Annotated in this window: 17 protein-coding genes and 1 pseudogene; 12 read left to right on the top strand and 6 right to left on the bottom strand. The window is 55.9% G+C overall.

Annotated features, from left to right (window positions below; all coding sequences use genetic code 11):
* The first annotated feature begins 2 nt into the window (after positions 1-2).
* Positions 3-404 carry a DUF4870 domain-containing protein gene (locus tag JMJ16_RS17975; protein ID WP_201383682.1) on the top strand — a complete coding sequence of 134 codons (402 nt, stop codon included), beginning with the start codon at positions 3-5 and terminating at the stop codon, positions 402-404.
* A gap of 82 nt (positions 405-486) precedes the next feature.
* Here JMJ16_RS17975 and JMJ16_RS17970 read toward each other — a convergent pair whose 3' ends face one another.
* Entirely contained in the window at positions 487-933 is a 447-nt protein-coding gene (locus JMJ16_RS17970) for a DUF4383 domain-containing protein (RefSeq protein WP_201383680.1), read from the bottom strand.
* Positions 934-1,184: 251 nt separating this feature from the next.
* Positions 1,185-1,982 (bottom strand): LLM class F420-dependent oxidoreductase, encoded by a 798-nt coding sequence (locus JMJ16_RS17965; RefSeq protein WP_201383678.1) that lies wholly within the window; start codon positions 1,980-1,982, stop codon positions 1,185-1,187.
* Positions 1,983-2,222: 240 nt separating this feature from the next.
* Here JMJ16_RS17965 and JMJ16_RS17960 point away from each other — a divergent pair, with 240 nt between their 5' ends.
* From JMJ16_RS17960 to JMJ16_RS17950, 3 genes are all read left to right on the top strand, one after another.
* On the top strand, positions 2,223-2,996 hold the full coding sequence (locus tag JMJ16_RS17960; RefSeq protein WP_201383676.1) for a metal ABC transporter ATP-binding protein: 774 nt from the start codon (positions 2,223-2,225) through the stop codon (positions 2,994-2,996).
* 28 nt (positions 2,997-3,024) lie between these two features.
* Positions 3,025-4,038 carry a Gfo/Idh/MocA family protein gene (locus JMJ16_RS17955; RefSeq protein WP_201383674.1) on the top strand — a complete coding sequence of 338 codons (1,014 nt, stop codon included), beginning with the start codon at positions 3,025-3,027 and terminating at the stop codon, positions 4,036-4,038.
* 242 nt (positions 4,039-4,280) lie between these two features.
* Positions 4,281-4,493: a hypothetical protein gene (locus JMJ16_RS17950; RefSeq protein WP_201383672.1), complete on the top strand. Its 213-nt coding sequence runs from the start codon at positions 4,281-4,283 to the stop codon at positions 4,491-4,493.
* Positions 4,494-4,556: 63 nt separating this feature from the next.
* Here the strand turns inward: JMJ16_RS17950 and JMJ16_RS17945 are convergent, their stop codons facing one another.
* The 4 genes from JMJ16_RS17945 to JMJ16_RS56050 all read right to left on the bottom strand — a co-directional run bounded on the left by JMJ16_RS17945 (position 4,557) and on the right by JMJ16_RS56050 (position 6,761).
* A complete protein-coding gene (locus tag JMJ16_RS17945; protein WP_201383670.1) occupies positions 4,557-5,411 on the bottom strand; it encodes a hypothetical protein in 855 nt (284 codons plus the stop codon).
* Between the two features lie 27 nt (positions 5,412-5,438).
* Positions 5,439-5,951, bottom strand: a complete 513-nt coding sequence (locus JMJ16_RS17940; RefSeq protein WP_201383668.1) for a nucleoside deaminase — start codon at positions 5,949-5,951, stop codon at positions 5,439-5,441.
* Positions 5,952-6,023: 72 nt separating this feature from the next.
* Entirely contained in the window at positions 6,024-6,548 is a 525-nt protein-coding gene (locus JMJ16_RS17935; RefSeq protein ID WP_201383666.1) for a CoA-binding protein, read from the bottom strand.
* A 90-nt stretch (positions 6,549-6,638) separates the two neighbouring features.
* Complete coding sequence (locus JMJ16_RS56050; protein WP_255552942.1) at positions 6,639-6,761, bottom strand: hypothetical protein; 123 nt, start codon at positions 6,759-6,761, stop codon at positions 6,639-6,641.
* A 193-nt stretch (positions 6,762-6,954) separates the two neighbouring features.
* On the opposite strand from JMJ16_RS56050, the gene JMJ16_RS17930 reads away from it, so the two are divergent.
* From JMJ16_RS17930 to JMJ16_RS17900, 8 genes and pseudogenes are all read left to right on the top strand, one after another.
* Positions 6,955-8,250, top strand: coding sequence for an O-acetylhomoserine aminocarboxypropyltransferase/cysteine synthase family protein (locus JMJ16_RS17930; RefSeq protein ID WP_201383664.1), 1,296 nt, complete (start codon positions 6,955-6,957; stop codon positions 8,248-8,250).
* A gap of 244 nt (positions 8,251-8,494) precedes the next feature.
* Positions 8,495-9,690: pseudogene (locus JMJ16_RS56495) on the top strand (xanthine dehydrogenase family protein molybdopterin-binding subunit); the annotation flags it as partial.
* Positions 9,679-10,827 carry a xanthine dehydrogenase family protein molybdopterin-binding subunit gene (locus tag JMJ16_RS56490; RefSeq protein ID WP_374229074.1) on the top strand — a complete coding sequence of 383 codons (1,149 nt, stop codon included), beginning with the start codon at positions 9,679-9,681 and terminating at the stop codon, positions 10,825-10,827. The pseudogene JMJ16_RS56495 and the gene JMJ16_RS56490, both read left to right, overlap by 12 nt.
* Before the next feature lie 219 nt (positions 10,828-11,046).
* Positions 11,047-12,102 carry a HEAT repeat domain-containing protein gene (locus JMJ16_RS17920; RefSeq protein WP_201383660.1) on the top strand — a complete coding sequence of 352 codons (1,056 nt, stop codon included), beginning with the start codon at positions 11,047-11,049 and terminating at the stop codon, positions 12,100-12,102.
* A 256-nt stretch (positions 12,103-12,358) separates the two neighbouring features.
* Complete coding sequence (gene moeB, locus JMJ16_RS17915; RefSeq protein WP_201368528.1) at positions 12,359-13,540, top strand: molybdopterin-synthase adenylyltransferase MoeB; 1,182 nt, start codon at positions 12,359-12,361, stop codon at positions 13,538-13,540.
* 91 nt (positions 13,541-13,631) lie between these two features.
* Positions 13,632-13,919: a MoaD/ThiS family protein gene (locus JMJ16_RS17910; protein WP_201368527.1), complete on the top strand. Its 288-nt coding sequence runs from the start codon at positions 13,632-13,634 to the stop codon at positions 13,917-13,919.
* A gap of 17 nt (positions 13,920-13,936) precedes the next feature.
* Positions 13,937-14,872, top strand: coding sequence for a PLP-dependent cysteine synthase family protein (locus tag JMJ16_RS17905; RefSeq protein ID WP_201383658.1), 936 nt, complete (start codon positions 13,937-13,939; stop codon positions 14,870-14,872).
* Positions 14,866-15,315 (top strand): Mov34/MPN/PAD-1 family protein, encoded by a 450-nt coding sequence (locus tag JMJ16_RS17900; protein ID WP_201383656.1) that lies wholly within the window; start codon positions 14,866-14,868, stop codon positions 15,313-15,315. Before JMJ16_RS17905 ends, JMJ16_RS17900 begins: the two co-directional genes overlap by 7 nt.
* Positions 15,316-15,445 lie beyond the last annotated feature (130 nt).

Genomic DNA, 15,445 nt, shown 5'->3' with positions numbered 1-15,445 from the left:
AGGTGGGTGAGTCCAGTGGCTCGCGTTTCGCGGCTGTGCTCAGCTATCTAGGGGGCTGGTTCTCGGGCCTGTTGCTGCTCTTCTTCGGCTTCGAGAACAAATATGTGCGCTTCCATGCCCTGCAATCCCTGCTCTTCTTCGGCTTTCTCAACATTGCCGACTTCTTTATGTTTGTGTTTGGCGGCTTTGGCTTGCGCATCTGGAGCCATGTCCCTTATGCTCATGGCTTCTTTGCCCTGGGAATCTTCCTGGCCTTTCTGCTCATCAATGTCGTGGCCTTTGTTGGCTGGCTGCTCTGTATCGCGATGGCGGCAAGCGGAAAATACTACAAGATTCCCATCTTTGGGCATTTTGCCGCCCGTCTCTCTGGGGTTGAGCCGTCTCCAGTCCCAACGGTCAAATAGGTTGTTCTAGCGAGAAGTGGTCCAGGTTTCCTCGGAAACCTGGACCACTTCTCGCTATCGTGCTCTTTCGCTTTCCATAAGCTTAGGAGGCTACTGTATCGGTTGGAGTGGTGTAGGTGGTTGTATCTCTCACAAAGAAGCCAACTGCGGCGGCCACGACACCAACAACAATGTGCAGAATATGGTCAGCGGCGTTGATGTGGGTCAGACCCAAGAAGAGGCCATTGTCGTGTCCATATGAGCCTGCAGGCAGGTACAATGCCGGAATGAGGCCCACCAGACCAAGCAGTGCATAGACAATACCAAAAACCTGGTTGAAGATCCGCGACTGTCCCGTAAATGCCGCGGCAATGCCAAGCACACCGGTCACAAGGTGAATAATGTTGTGAACAGTGTCAACGTCGAAGATGCCAAACAAGGCTTGTACACCTGTACTATTCTCGGCTGGAATAAAGAAGCCAACAATACCGATAAGCGTAAAGACGACGCCCAATGCAAGTGCGACAATACGATTTGTTGTCCAGACCATAATAAACTCCTCTCTTTCGAGAACTGTCGTAGGCCCTGTAAAAAACAACATGAGTGCAAAGAGCAAAGATCTACTCTTTGAGCACGTTATCTACACGTTCCCAAGCAGAGGAAAGTAACTCATAATGCCTTATTCTTGCGCATCTACCTCCGTATGCCGAAGAATGCCTCGCTTATGGCGTCTTCAAGGATGAATGAAGGGGTGGAAATGCCGCAGGCATTTCCACCCCTTCATTCATCGATTTCTGCTTTTTAGCGGCCCTGGCGGCTGTCGCGCCAGCGAATGAGGCGCTCGACTGCCTCATAGTTCCAGGGAGTCTGCATACCCATGATGAGATGCGTGACACCCGTCTCTACGAGAGCGTCCAGGTCCTCTTCTTTGAAGTCAGTGCTGACCGCACTTGAGCGCTCAATCTCGTTGGGGTTGCGGTCCACTTCTTTACACCAGTTGTCCAGGACCTCCATTTTATGCTGCAAGGTCGCGGCGTCGCCGAAGCCATGCCAGATATCGGCGTATTTGGCGGTGATACGCAGCGTCTTCTTCTCACCACCACCACCGATGAGCAGGGGAATGGGTTGCTGGATCGGCTTAGGCACATCGACTTCCCAGCGATGCAGAATGGTGGGAACGGCCTCTTCAAGCGCCTGGAGGCGGCTGCCAGCCGTGCCAAAGTCATAGCCAAACTCTTTGTAGTCGCGCTCGAACCAGCCCGCGCCCAGTCCCAGAATAACACGCCCATTGCTGATATGGTCCACAGTTTTGGCCATGTTCGCCAGCAGAGCAGGATTGCGATAGGTATTGCAGGTCACAAGGCAGCCAATCTTCGCGCGGCTGGTCAGGGTCGCCATGGCGGTGAGCAGCGTCCAGCCCTCAAAGTGGTTGCCCTGTGGGTCGCCATAGAGTGGGAAGAAATGGTCCCAGTTAAAGATACTATCAACACCCATCTCGTCGAAACGGCGTACACCATTTGCATAGTCCTCGTAGCTGGTATGCTGCGGGTGCATCTGTACGCCGATGCGAATCTGATGGCCATATTTTGTCTGTGCCATGTTTACTTAAGCTCCTCTAATTGTAGTTTAGGTACTTATCTATTGTAGACACACATCTAGCATGACCGCAAGTTTCTTTAGCTCTTTCTCGCCGCCGGGGCCTTTCAAAATTCCTTTGAGGTCTTGCCTTGGCTCGCTGCGCGAAGGCTACAACCCCGTTTGTTGACCTTCCTCTGCCCATGTGTTACTATGGCTAGAGAGACAATGTATCAGTTAGAACTATGTGTGGGAGTATGAGACGTGACGATAGCGGAGCCAGTTATTACTTTGCAGCACGTTGCTTTATCCTTTGGCAAGCGTGTTATTTTACGAGATGCCAATATGGCTATCCAGCAGGGGGAGTTTGTTGTCGTGCTAGGTCCGAACGGGGCAGGTAAGAGTACCCTGTTCAAGATGCTGCTGGGGCTTATTCAACCCACTGCTGGCGAGATTCGCGTGCTGGGTCGTGCGCCTCGTAGCGGCAATAAAGAGATCGGTTATGCTCCTCAGCATCGTACGGTTGAGGGCGACCTGGCCCTGCGCGCCCGCGACCTGGTAGGTTTCGGCCTGGATGGAAACCGCTGGGGCTTTGGCCTGCCCAGCCGTAAGCGCGACACTATCATTGACCAGGCGCTTGAAGAGGTCGATGCCCGGCGCTATGCCAATGCCCCTGTTGGCCAGCTCTCTGGTGGCGAGCAGCAGCGCCTCTTGATCGCCCAGGCTCTGTTAACTAATCCTCGTATCCTGCTTTTAGACGAACCCCTGGCCAGCCTCGATATCGCGCGTCAGCAAGATATTGTTACCCTCGTGGGCAACGTCTGCCGCTCGCGTGGCGTTACGGTCCTGCTCGTCGCTCACGATGTCAATCCGCTCCTGCCAGTGCTGGACCGCATTGTCTATATCGCGAATGGGCAGAGCTTGATTGGGACGCCTGGCGAGGTGATTACCAGCGAGAACCTGAGCAAGCTCTATAAGGCTCCCGTTGAAGTCGTCCATGCCCTCGACCGCATCTTTGTTGTAGGCGCCGAGGTATAGGTTTACCTGAAAGGAATAGATCGTTACTATGCAGCAAGCTCAGTCGCCTGCTAACACCCGTCCCGTTCGCTGGGGGGTGATCAGTGCCGCCAACATCGGCGCGAAAGCTGTTTCGCCCGCCATTCAGGCCTCGCGCAATGGCATCCTGGTCGCCGTGGGGAGCCGTGATCCTCGGCGCGCGGCGGACCTCTACGCCTTCTCGCCCACGACCCGCATCTATGGCAGCTACCAGGATATTCTCGATGATGAAGAGATCGAGGCGGTCTATATCCCTCTGCCCAATAGCCTGCACGCTGAATGGACCATTAAGGCGCTGGAGGCGGGGAAGCATGTGCTGTGTGAGAAGCCTCTGGCCGTGACGGAGGAAGAGGCACGCGAGATGGTTGAGGCAGCTCAGGCCAATGATCGTCTGCTCATGGAGGCCTTTATGTATCGCTTCCATCCACAGATTGAGTGGACGCTGGAGCGCGTGCAGGCCGGTGAGATTGGCCAGGTGCGCCTGGTGCGAGCCTCCTTTGCCTTTGATATTCGCGGGCGTGTGGAGAACATTCGTATTCAGCCCGAACTGGCTGGCGGCTCGCTCATGGATGTAGGCTGCTATACCGTCAATCTCTGTCGTGCTGTCTATGGTCAACCTCCCGTCTCCGTTGCGGCGCGCGTGCATGTCGAAAAATTTGGTGGTGTGGATATGGCGATGAACGCTATTCTCGACTTTGGTGAGGGACGCTACGGCCTGATTGACTCCAGCTTTGAGCTGCCCATGCGCCAGTCGGTGGAGATCATTGGTGACGAGGGCTCGATCACCATTCCCGTGCCCTTTACGCCACGCAATATGGAGGGTATCGTTTTCGCCATGAAGAATGGGCAGATGAACGAGCGCAAATTCCCCATGGTGGATCAATACCAGATCGAGGTCGAGCACTTCGCCGATTGCATCCGCAACGGTCAGGAGCCAGTACGCAGCCTGAGCGAGACTCTGGAGAATATGGCTACCATAGAGGCCATCTATGAGTCAGCCGGTCACGATTGGCCCATCCTATAGCCAATCGTTTTTGCTAGCATGCCCCTGAACTAAGCTTGCGAAGTAAAGCGCAAGCTTTTTCTTGTGCATCTAAAGCAAGTTTATAAGTCAGAAATATTAAAATACACTTTAATCAAATCAAATGGCTAAATTCCGCCACTTTATTCGTCTTATAGAGTGGGGAGTTTGTTGTAGTTGGATTTAAGAGCGGCCCTTTCTGGTGCAGGTGCTCCGCTCGCTCTATGCGAAGTATGGGAGGATTTATGGAAGCGATTATTGGACGGTATCGCGCTCAGGTCCAGGAACAGGGAGTTACTCTCAGGCACATTTCTGGCATCGCCTTTGATATCAGCGCGCAGGAGGCCTTGGGGTTACTGGATTTGCTTAGTGCGTATCGCGAGACGCTTCAACAGATACAGGAACAGCAGGCTCAGGGGACGGCTGACTCTTCGTCTGACCCGGATGCATCATTGTAGTACTCCTTCATCCTGCAAATAACGGGAGAAGTCAGGGCAGGTACCCCTGGCTTTTCTCATGCTTCATTGAAAAAAGGACATGTGGCGGATGCGCGAATAATAGAGTCGTAGCACCGCCGAGAGCGCGTCCCCAAGGCCAGGATGGGCATTGATAACATAGATGTGACGCACACCCCAGAAGAGGCTGTGGTGGTTGTCCTGGGGTGTCAGTGGGTCACCGCCTGCCCGTAGTTTGTTGAGTATCTCTACCTGGCGGTCGATACTGCTCTCAGTGTCGATCAAAAGTACCGCGATCTCTGGATTAAAGTCGGCTGCGCGCTGTAGAAACAGGCGTAGTTCGTTCTCTGTAATCTGGTTGGGGCTACCCGATTTAGACTCCACCATTACACGGATGCTATCCACAAAGGCCACAACATCCAGGTCGCCTCCGTCCGCTACCCCTTTAAGTGCGACGCCATGCCGCGCCGGTACTTGGAGCCAATCGCGAAACCATTCAGCGATATACCATTCGAGTGTTGGCCCCAGATTATCAATGTGCTTGTAGGCTGGACTTTTGTGATAGAGCATCCCATCATGTGTGACCAGGTGATCCTCCAGCAAGCGTGCCAGGTTTTGTTCGAGCTTCTGTTCTCCTGAGCACATGCGTTTGAGGTCAGCATAGGAGCTACTTTTGTGGAAGAAGATATGGCGCAATAGTTTGCGAAAGGTGTTATCGCCAAACGACTCGTAGAAGCGCCTGGCTCGCTCGTCGGGTTCGAGCTCCTGGTTGAGGTAGAGGCGAATGACGCGTGGATCGGTGTACACTGGCTTGTGTCGAATGAGGTGCCATCCCTGGCGACGCAGCATGATCTCGAACTGGTCCTGGCGCGCCAGCCGTTCACGCGCCATATCTGCGGCAGAGAAGCGTTCCGCGCCCATATCCTTTGCTCCGATCGTTGCTACTGGCTAGTCGGCTGGGACGCTGGCACGCAGTTTTCCCATCCGCGCCAGGATCTCTCTGCCTTCCTCGCGCTGGACGCCGCCAAGCAAGGTTAGCGGCCCTCGCGTGAGCGCCTGGTTGACCTGCTCGGAAGTCAAGCCACGCGCTACCGTCACCTCGTCGGTGCCATCGGCGTTATAGGCCGAGAAGACGACGCGCTTGAGGCCCGCGAATGAGATAGCCGCCATGCACATCAGGCATGGCTCTAGCGAGCTATAGAGCGTCAATTCGCGTTTCTCCTCCTCGCCGAGTTGTGAGAGGTAGCGCGCCATGCGGCGCAGGATAACCATTTCCGCATGGTCGGTCGCATCCCTGGTCTCTTGAAACTGATTATGCTCCAGGTCCAGGATCTCGTCTCTGCAACTGAGCAGGGCCGCGATCCCTACGCTCCCTTTATCCAGGGCGGCGTTCGCATATGCCAGCGTCCTTGCCATCATCTTCTCATCCACTGAGCTGATGCTGTTATATCCTGGTTGCATGTAGGTCTCCCTTCTGTGGTTCAAGGTCGTGACATAACATGCATCCCTGCTGACTCTCTCTGGCTGAGATCTCTAGCCCTGTTTTGGCTCCTCCAGTTTACGTGAGAGAATGACTCCCGTGTTTAATCCTACTGTATGCAGTCCGCCAAAGAAGCGTGCGTGCTCGATCTTCACACAGCGATCCTGGACAAAGGTCAATCCCGCGGCTCGCGCGATCTCGCCCGCCTCATCATTGCGCACTCCAAGCTGGAGCCATAGCACTTTGGCTCCAATCTCAATCGCCTCGCGCGCAATGGGCGGGATGTCGGCAGGCTTACGGAAGACATCTACAATCTCAATCGTCTCCCCGGCTTCCCTGGCCTCCTTCAACGAGGCATACACGCGCTTGCCAAGCAGGGTCTTCCCCGCATAGCGTGGATTGATGGGGATAATATCGTACCCCTCCGCCTGCATATAGATTGCCACAAAATGGCTTGGGCGGTAGGGATCTGCAGAAACACCCACGATGGCAATATGCTTATACTGCTGCAAAATGCGTAGACGCTCATACATATCGGGTATGGGAACGGAGTTCTCCCTGGATTGCGCCATGCTCATGCTGCTGCCTCTCCTCTCTCTGTTTGCTAGTTTGTATGATCTCGCCTCCTTATTGTAGCCCGCATAGCGAGTGATCACAAGCTACCCCCATTAACTGCGCAGATATTTAAGCAAAGCCAGAATCGCCAGAATAACCAGGACGAGGAGCAATAGTCCAAAGACAACATAGATAAGCGCGACAATACCCGCGAAAAGGGATATACCCAGTGACATTATTTTTCTCCTTAACATGAAATCGTGTTTTTGCTGCTATAGCGTTTTAGACGAGAATAGAGCGCATGTATAAAATATGGCCATTTGTGCCAGAAAAAGATTTGCTCATGTTGCTGGCATAGTTGTAGGATGTGAAGAACAGCTATAAGACAACGATTGTATTGGCTTCTCTATCTTATTGGAGGTTTCTCTCATGCCTGAGATTGATGGCGATCACGTCTTTGGTTTCGATACCCTCTCCGTGCACGCGGGCCAGCGACCCGATCCGACGACTGGTGCACGCGCGGTTCCCATTTACCAGACGACGTCCTATGTCTTTGACGATACCGACCATGCCGCGCACCTCTTTGCTCTGCAACGTTTCGGCAATATCTACACCCGTATCATGAATCCGACGACCGCTGTGTTTGAGGAGCGTATCGCATCCCTGGAAGGCGGGACAGGCGCCGTGGCGACCGCCTCGGGTATGGCGGCCCAGATGGCGACAATGATGACGCTCTTGCGTCCCGGCGATGAAATTGTGGCCTCCAGCTACCTTTATGGCGGCACGCATACGCAGTTTGATATCACACTACGCGCCTGGGGTGTCAACACCATCTTTGTTGATAGTAATGATCCCGAGAACTTCCGCCGGGCTGTTACGCCCAGGACACGCGCCTTTTATGGGGAAACCATTGGCAATCCTCGTGGAGATGTGCTCGATATAGAGGCCGTGGCGGCTATCGCGCACGAGGTTGGTGTTCCCCTGGTCGTAGACAATACCTTTGGGACGCCCTACCTCTGCCGTCCCTTCGAGCATGGCGCGGATATCGTCGTGCATTCGGCCACCAAGTTTATTGGCGGCCATGGCACCTCTATCGCGGGCGTAGTGGTCGAGTCGGGGAAGTTCCCCTGGGACAACGGGAAGTTTGCGCATATCGTCGATCCCTCGCCCGGTTACCACGGCGTGCGCTTCTACGAAACTTTTGGCGATTTTTGCTTTTGTATGAAGCTTCGCGTGGAGACGGTGCGTGATACGGGAGCCGCGCTCAGCCCCTTCAACTCCTTCCTGCTGCTCCAGGGCCTCGAAACGCTCTCGCTGCGCATGGAGCGTCATTGTGCCAATGCCCAGCGCGTAGCCGAGTTCCTGCATGAGCATCCCGCCGTGGACTGGGTGCGCTATCCAGGTCTGAAAGATGATCCCTCGTATGAACTGGCGCAGAAGTATCTGCCGCGTGGCGCGGGCGCTATCTTCACCTTTGGCGTCAAAGGCGGCTACGAGGCGGGCAAAAAGCTGATCAATAGCGTGAAGCTTCTCTCGCACCTGGCGAATGTTGGCGACGCACGCAGCCTGGTCATTCATCCCGCCAGCACGACTCATCAGCAGCTCTCCGAGGAGAACCAGCTCGCGGGCGGCGTGACCCCAGACCTGATCCGCCTCTCCATCGGCATCGAGAACGTAGAAGATATCCTCTGGGACCTCGACCAGGCCCTGCGCGGCACTCTTTAAGATTAGCGATGGCAATGTAGTAGCCGCGTATGCCAGTAGCGGAGCCGCTATTGGCGTACGCGGCTACTTGTATACAGAGACGCAAAGAATTGTGATAAACTTATATAGATAGAGATAATCGGCTACCTCATATTATCCGTGCCCAAGGCACGGCTATCTTTTTTCAGTCAACCTGCCAGCACTGTGCAGGCGACATTCCTCTTGTTGTTCCTTTTCACTAGAGATCGTGGGAGATAAGCTCTGCATGACACAAACTGTAGATCAGACTGCACAAGAAACGAATTTTGTTGGCAAGCGTACACGCAGGCAGGACGCCCCGGAAAAGTTGACGGGCCGGACTCGCTTCGCCGGTGATATATCTGCTCCAGGCTTGCTGCATGCGCGCCTCGTGCTCAGCCCCTATGCCCATGCCACTATCAACAACATTGATATCAGCGAGGCCCTTAACGTGCCTGGTGTGGTTGCTGTCTATACCAGCGAGACGCTTGAGATGGCCAATCCCGATGCCACTTCGCGCTCACAGGCCCCCCTGGCCCGTGGTGAAGCCTGCTGGGCAGGCCACCCTGTGGCGATTGTCGTGGCCGAGACCGAGGCCGCGGCTGAAGATGGTGTGGCCCTCGTGGATGTTGATTATGATCCCCTGCCCGTCGTGCTGGACCCGGTCGAGGCCATGCGTCCCGACTCACCTCTGACACGCTTGCATGCTTCTAAAGAAGGCGGTGAGATCGCTGGTGGCGGTGCGCACGCAGCCGTTGGCTCGGGCGATACCGAAGAAGAGGAGCAGGAAGAGCTCTCCGCCAATGTGAGCGGCAAGACGCATATGAAGCTGGGCGATATCGAGGCCGGCTGGCGCGAGGCCGAGGTCGTGATCGAGCATACGGTGAGCACGCGCCCGGTCCACCAGTCTTATATGGAGTCGCAGTCCATCCTTGTCTCGCCCAGCCCCTCGGGTCATCAACTCGTTGTCTGGCCCAGCGCTCAGGGTATGCTCGGTGTGCGCTCGGACATCTCCGAGGCGCTGAATTTGCCGGAGCGCCAGATTCGCGTTGAGTCGGTGCCTATTGGGGGTGCCTTCGGTGGCAAATTTGGTTTGATCGAGCCCCTGGCGGCCGCGGTGGCCTATAAGGTACGCAAACCCGTGCGCTTATCCTTTACTCGCCAGGAAGATCTGCTGGCAGGCAATCCCGCCCCCAGGCCGTTATTACCCTCAAGCTTGGAGCGAAGAAAGATGGTACGCTGGTGGCCCTCCAGGGCAAGGCTATCTTCGATTCTGGTGCCTATCCCGGCGCCGCGGCAGGCCTGGGTGGCTATCTGCTGGCAAGCACCTATCGTTGCCCCAATGTCGATCTCCACTGCTACGAGGTCCTGACCAATAAGGTTAGCGTGGGCGCCTATCGCGCTCCCAACGCGCCCCAAGCTACTTTCGCCATGGAGACAACGGTCAACAAGCTCTGTGAGGCGCTGGAGATGGATCTGCTGGCATTCCGCAAGCACAACGCCTTCAAGGAGGGTGATCCCACCATTGATCGCCGCAGCTGGCCGCGCATTGGTCTGTTGGAGTGTATTGATGAGCTGGAGAAGCACCCTCTGTGGGTCAATCGCGCCGAGGAGAAGCAGAAGCTTCCCACCGAGCTGAAGGGTTGGAAGGTCGGTATTGGTATCTCAGTCGGTGGCTGGCCGGGCGGTACCGAGCCATCTGCTGCTGCTTGTCGCCTGGAGTCGGACGGGACACTCTCGGTGGTGCTTGGCACCGTCGATCTGACCGGTTCCGATACCTCGATGGCCTTAATTGCCGCTGAGGGTCTGGGCGTTTCACTGGATCAGGTGAATGTGGTGCATGATAGCACCGATACCATGCCCTATAGTGGTGGCACAGGCGGGAGTAAGACGACCTATTCGATGGGGCCTGCTGTGCTCTCAGCCGTTCGCGATGCACGTCAGCAGATTCTCAACATTGCCAGCAACATGCTGGAGGCCGCCGAGGCGGACCTGGAGATTGTTGAGGGCAAGGTGGCTGTGCGTGGCGTGCCCAACAAGAGCGTCGATCTCAAAGAGGTGGCGAAGATGTCCACACGGCGCTTTGAGCCGGTCTATGGCCGTGGTCGCGCGGGCATTACGACCTCCTCTCCCATGTTTGCCGCCCACCTGGTGAAGCTGGCTGTCGATCCCGATACCGGCGATGTCAAGGTGCTGGACTACGTGGCTGTACAGGATGTCGGTCGCGCGATCAACCCGGCTGAGGTCGAGGGGCAGATCAGTGGTGGCGTTACTCAGGGCCTGGGCTGGGCCTTATTCGAAGGCTATGAGTACGACGAGAACGGCCAACTCCTGACTCCTACGCTGATGGACTATGCTCTGCCGCATAGCTTTGATGTGCCACAAATTACCCCGATTCTGGTAGAAATTCCCTCTGCCCTTGGTCCCTTCGGCGCGAAGGGCGTTGGGGAGCCGCCAGTGGTGCCGGTGGCCGCCGCTGTCGCCAATGCCCTGCATGATGCGCTTGGCGTTCGTGTGACGACGATTCCCGCGACCCCCGAACGCATCTTTAACGCCCTGCACGAGGCAAACCAGGCATAACCGGCGCATCCAATCCAGTAATCTCTGCGCTTCGCAGGCTCTTCCACATGGAAGGGCCTGCTTTTTTGTGGAGGTGTACCTTGAAAGTAGGTAATGCCATATGCAACTTCTTTCAGGTAGGTGGTGGTGTGGAGTGTACTGGCAGCCGTGGGTTGCCAGCACACTCCACACCACTACCCGCCCAGGCGAGCGCCGCAGGCGCAAGGAGACAAGAAGACGATGCCTCAATTTGATGATCCCTTTACGACAAAGAAGCCCAATGTAACTCAGACGACCACTACGACGCACGCCGAAGCAATCCCTCCTCTGGGTGATATTCCTCCAGCGCAATTGGCGATTAATGCCGCAGAAGGAAGGCGTGGGGCTGCCTGGCGCTTGATGCTCTGGATTATTGACGACGATCCCCGCGCGATGGAGGCAGTGGCCTCCCTTGAAGATGATCGCCTGGCCCATCACTTACTTGAGTTTATTGCCCTGGGAACCTGGGCCGGGAAACCATTTGTGGTTCCGCCCAAGCTGCGCTCGCCCTATGCACGCATTCGTTTAAGCAACCTGTTTCAGGCCGGAGGCCCAATGACGCGAGAACGCGCCGAACGTGTCCTCTTCGCGGGCTTTCGTGATCGCCACCAGGAAGTTCGCGGCACCGCGATTACCATCCTGGGTAAGATGGGAGACCGCGTGGCGGAGCCGCTCTTGCTCCAGGCGCTTCACGATCCTTCGCGCCAGGTGCGTATGCAGGCCGCTCGCGCGTTGGGCAAGTTGCGTGATCCCTCCGTGGTGCCAACGTTACTAGAAACGCTTAAAGGTGCCGATGAACAGATGGTAAACCAGGTATTTGCCTCCCTGGCTCAGATCGGTCCTCCCGCCATCCCTGCCGTGGCGCATGAGATGCACAGCGCCTCTCCCTGGATCCGCTGGCATTGTATGCGCGCCTTTGGCGAAATGCAGGACTTCCGCGCCATCCCTTACCTGATCGCGGGCCTGCGTGATCTTGATACCGGTGTCTGCTGGATGGCCGCGAAGAGCCTGGTACTCTATGGCAAAGCCAGCCTCGAGCCAGTCTTGCGCCAGTTGGAGAGCAGTGTCCCCAACCAACTGCAAGCCGAGACCTCCTGCTATATTCTCCACCAGCTCTACCGGCGCGATAGCAAGCTCACTCCCTACCTCAAACCCGTGGTCGAGGCATTCAGCGGCGTTGCGAATACGCTTGCCGTTTCTTCCCTGGCCAGCAAGGCACTTGTGCAACTACGCGCCGACCACCTGCTCTCCGCGTAAAACAGGGTGCGCTACTGAGGTACGCGCCTACACCCAAACGAGTAGGCGCGTACCCCAGTAAGGGCCTATACCCGGAATAAATCCCCCTCTTTTGCTGTTCTGATGATTAAAGCGAATGTACCTCAAGAAATCGCCATTGCAACCTACGTTTCTAACCTGTAATTATCCTTGACAAGTCGTGCGAGCAATTGTAAGCTGTTGTAAGAAATCATAAAACTAACTTGATTAACTTAATCAACAATTAAGGAGTGTGAACATGGGCGAGGCATCTCGTGAAATCATGCGCCAGGCAAGGCAGGAAGTGCCGGAGTGGTCGGCCTCTCAGGTACGCCAGAGCCTTGCGGAGCAGCGTGAAAACGGGGAGCAAGCCCCGGACGTGGCCCTGGTAGATGTGCGCGAGAAACATGAATGGAACGAAGGCCATATCCCAGGGGCCATCCACGTACCACGTGGCTTTCTAGAGCTTCAAATTGAAGAAGCAATTCCCGATAAAGACCAGACCGTCGTGCTCTACTGTGCTGGTGGTGTACGCTCATTAATGGCTGGCAAGACGCTCCAGCAGATGGGGTATCGTAATGTCATCTCGATGGCCGGTGGCTTCGGCCAATGGAAGGGCAGCGGCTTCGAATTTGAGATGCCTCGTTTGATGAGCGATGCCCAGGCCCGCCGCTATAGCCGCCACCTACTGGTGCCCGAGGTAGGTGAGCAGGGTCAGTTCAAACTCCTTGATTCCAAGGTACTGCTCATCGGCGCGGGTGGCCTCGGCTCCCCCTCGGCGTACTATCTCGCCGCGGCCGGCGTCGGCACGCTGGGCATTATTGATGCCGATGTCGTTGATGAGAGCAACCTGCAACGCCAGATTCTGCATAACACGGATCGTGTTGGTCAGTACAAGGCTGAGTCGGCGAAAGAGACGCTCCAGAAGCTCAATCCCGATGTCAACGTGGTGACCTATATCGAGCGCCTCGATGAAGAAAACGTGCGGCGCATTATCGCTGACTATGATGTAATCATCGATGGCACCGATAACTTCCCCACGCGTTATCTCCTCAATGACGCGGCTCTGCTGGCGAATAAGCCGGTCATCCATGGCAGCGTCTTCCGTTTTGAGGGGCAGTTGACTGTCTTTAAACCCTATGATGGCCCATGCTATCGCTGTCTCTATCCCGAGCCTCCACCTCCTGCCCTGGCGCCTAGCTGCGCTGAGGCTGGCGTGCTGGGTGTGCTCCCCGGTATCGTTGGTCTCTTGCAGGCGACCGAGGCTATCAAGCTCCTGCTGGGCATTGGCGATCCCCTGGTTGGGCGCCTCATGACCTACGATGCCCTGGCTGGCGAGTTTAACGAGCTGAAGCTCTTCCGCGATCCACACTGCGCGGCCTGTGGCGAAAACGGGAATCCCGAGAACTTGCCCACTTATGCCGACGTCTGCGCCCTTTAAATAAAAATGGTTATGTGATGGGGCAAGGTCGCAGACCTTGCCCCATCACATAACCATACCAACTATATAACTCACAAGGAGTAATCAAAATATGGCAACCGTTCGACTTGCACCAGTTCTTCGCCCTAGCGCTGGTGGCTCCAAACAGGTAAGTGCACAGGGGAGCACCCTGAGCGAGGTACTCAATGACCTCTATCAGCACTATCCCGCGCTTAAAGATCAGATCCAGCCTAGTGGTGAGCTGAGCCGTTTTATCAATATCTATGTCAACGACCAGGACGTTCGTTATCTCCAGGGTCTTGAGACCGTCGTCGGCGCGAGCGATACCGTGATCCTCTTGCCCGCCATGGCCGGGGGCCGGGGGTTGGTAACTAAATAAGGAGCCAGGTGAACGATATGCGCTATAGCAGTCTACTAGAGACAATTGGCAATACTCCCCTGGTGGAATTGAAAAGCTTTAGCCCGCGTCCGGGTGTGGAGATCTATGCCAAGCTTGAGGGAGCCAATCCTTCGGGGAGTGTCAAAGATCGCGTCGCCAAACGGATGATCGAGGAGGCTGAGACCGCTGGCCGCCTCCAGCCAGGGGCTATCCTGCTGGAGCCGACAAGTGGCAATACCGGTATTGCCCTGGCGATGATTGCGCGCCTCAAAGGCTACCAGTTTGTCGCCGTGCTGCCCGATAACGTTACCAGGGAGCGTGCTCAATTGCTCGAACTCTATGGCGCAAAGATTATCTTCTCCGATGGAAAACTGGGTAGTAACGGAGCGGTCAAACTCGCCAAAGAGCTTGCCAGCCAGGATGAGCGCTATGTCATGCTCTACCAGTATGGCAATGAGGGCAATCCCCGCGCGCACTACTATGGTACAGCGGTCGAGATCATTCAGGATCTGCCCGATATCGCAGCCTTTGTGGCGGGCCTGGGAACAGGTGGTACCCTCACTGGGACTGCGCGTCGCTTGAAGGAGTATAATCCTGCCATCAAAGTTATTGCCGCCGAACCCATGCAGGGCGAAGGTGTGCAGGGCCTGCGCAGCCTGGCGGATGGCTTTGTGCCTCCCGTGCTTGATCAGAGCGTACTCGATGGCAAGATCCTCGTCTCCAGCATCGATTCGATCCGGCGGACGCGTCAGTTGAAAGATCAGGAGGGGATCTTTGCCGGCCCCTCGTGTGGCGCTTCTCTCCACGCGGCCATCCGCGTCGCCGAACAGATGGAGCAGGGCAAGGTCGTGACGCTGCTCGCGGATGGCGGCTGGAAATACCTCAGCGAAGACCTGTGGACGCGCAGCCTGGATTCCATCGAAGAGGAATTGGAGTCGAAGGTTCTATGGTAGCAGAGACACATTCTTCCTCAACCGGCTTTGTCATACGTGTGCCGGAGACCATTTACCAGGAAATGACGGCCCATGTCCTCGCTGGCTACCCCAACGAGGCCTGTGGCGCCCTTGGCAGCGTCGACGGGACGGTCGTCAAGAACTATCCAGCCCAGAATGTCGCTGAGCACCCCGACGACTTCTCGATCATCAGCGAGCGCGATATTGTTCGCATTTTTAACGATATTGACGCCTATGATGGCGAGATGATCTACTATCACTCGCATCCTATCAGCGAGGCCTATCCCTCTGCTCGCGATCGCGAGTGGGCCAAACGTAGCGGCTATCTCTACATTATTTTTTCGCTGCAATACCAGCCCGAGCCTCCGTATGCACGCGTGTTTCGCATCGATCCACGCGGCGAGGTGACCGAGGGCCACATCGAGCGCCTCCCCAGCGCCTGATAAATTGTAGTATGGGGAATGTCAGAGGCATTTCATACCACATTCCCCATACTCCATGCGAAGTGTCGCAGACGCTGAGAACACCTCTTAAAGAAATTTTCTACCCACGCTGAAATGGCTATTCTGTAGC

Source organism: Ktedonobacter sp. SOSP1-52 (assembly GCF_016587395.1).
The sequence above is the reverse complement of the archived record's forward strand: the minus strand, read 5'-3'. Positions and strand labels throughout refer to the sequence as shown.

Excerpts from the sequence above, each read along its gene's own strand:
- JMJ16_RS17945 (WP_201383670.1), bottom strand. The coding sequence starts at position 5,411 with ATGGGCGCGGAACGCTTCTCTGCCGCAGATATGGCGCGTGAACGGCTG.
- JMJ16_RS56490 (WP_374229074.1), top strand. The coding sequence starts at position 9,679 with ATGGAGACAACGGTCAACAAGCTCTGTGAGGCGCTGGAGATGGATCTG.
- JMJ16_RS17905 (WP_201383658.1), top strand. The coding sequence starts at position 13,937 with ATGCGCTATAGCAGTCTACTAGAGACAATTGGCAATACTCCCCTGGTG.
- JMJ16_RS17900 (WP_201383656.1), top strand. The coding sequence starts at position 14,866 with ATGGTAGCAGAGACACATTCTTCCTCAACCGGCTTTGTCATACGTGTG.
- moeB (WP_201368528.1), top strand. The coding sequence starts at position 12,359 with ATGGGCGAGGCATCTCGTGAAATCATGCGCCAGGCAAGGCAGGAAGTG.
- JMJ16_RS56050 (WP_255552942.1), bottom strand. The coding sequence starts at position 6,761 with ATGTCACTGGGTATATCCCTTTTCGCGGGTATTGTCGCGCTTATCTAT.
- JMJ16_RS17920 (WP_201383660.1), top strand. The coding sequence starts at position 11,047 with ATGCCTCAATTTGATGATCCCTTTACGACAAAGAAGCCCAATGTAACT.
- JMJ16_RS17950 (WP_201383672.1), top strand. The coding sequence starts at position 4,281 with ATGGAAGCGATTATTGGACGGTATCGCGCTCAGGTCCAGGAACAGGGA.
- JMJ16_RS17970 (WP_201383680.1), bottom strand. The coding sequence starts at position 933 with ATGGTCTGGACAACAAATCGTATTGTCGCACTTGCATTGGGCGTCGTC.
- JMJ16_RS17935 (WP_201383666.1), bottom strand. The coding sequence starts at position 6,548 with ATGAGCATGGCGCAATCCAGGGAGAACTCCGTTCCCATACCCGATATG.
- JMJ16_RS17955 (WP_201383674.1), top strand. The coding sequence starts at position 3,025 with ATGCAGCAAGCTCAGTCGCCTGCTAACACCCGTCCCGTTCGCTGGGGG.
- JMJ16_RS17940 (WP_201383668.1), bottom strand. The coding sequence starts at position 5,951 with ATGCAACCAGGATATAACAGCATCAGCTCAGTGGATGAGAAGATGATG.
- JMJ16_RS17930 (WP_201383664.1), top strand. The coding sequence starts at position 6,955 with ATGCCTGAGATTGATGGCGATCACGTCTTTGGTTTCGATACCCTCTCC.
- JMJ16_RS17910 (WP_201368527.1), top strand. The coding sequence starts at position 13,632 with ATGGCAACCGTTCGACTTGCACCAGTTCTTCGCCCTAGCGCTGGTGGC.
- JMJ16_RS17965 (WP_201383678.1), bottom strand. The coding sequence starts at position 1,982 with ATGGCACAGACAAAATATGGCCATCAGATTCGCATCGGCGTACAGATG.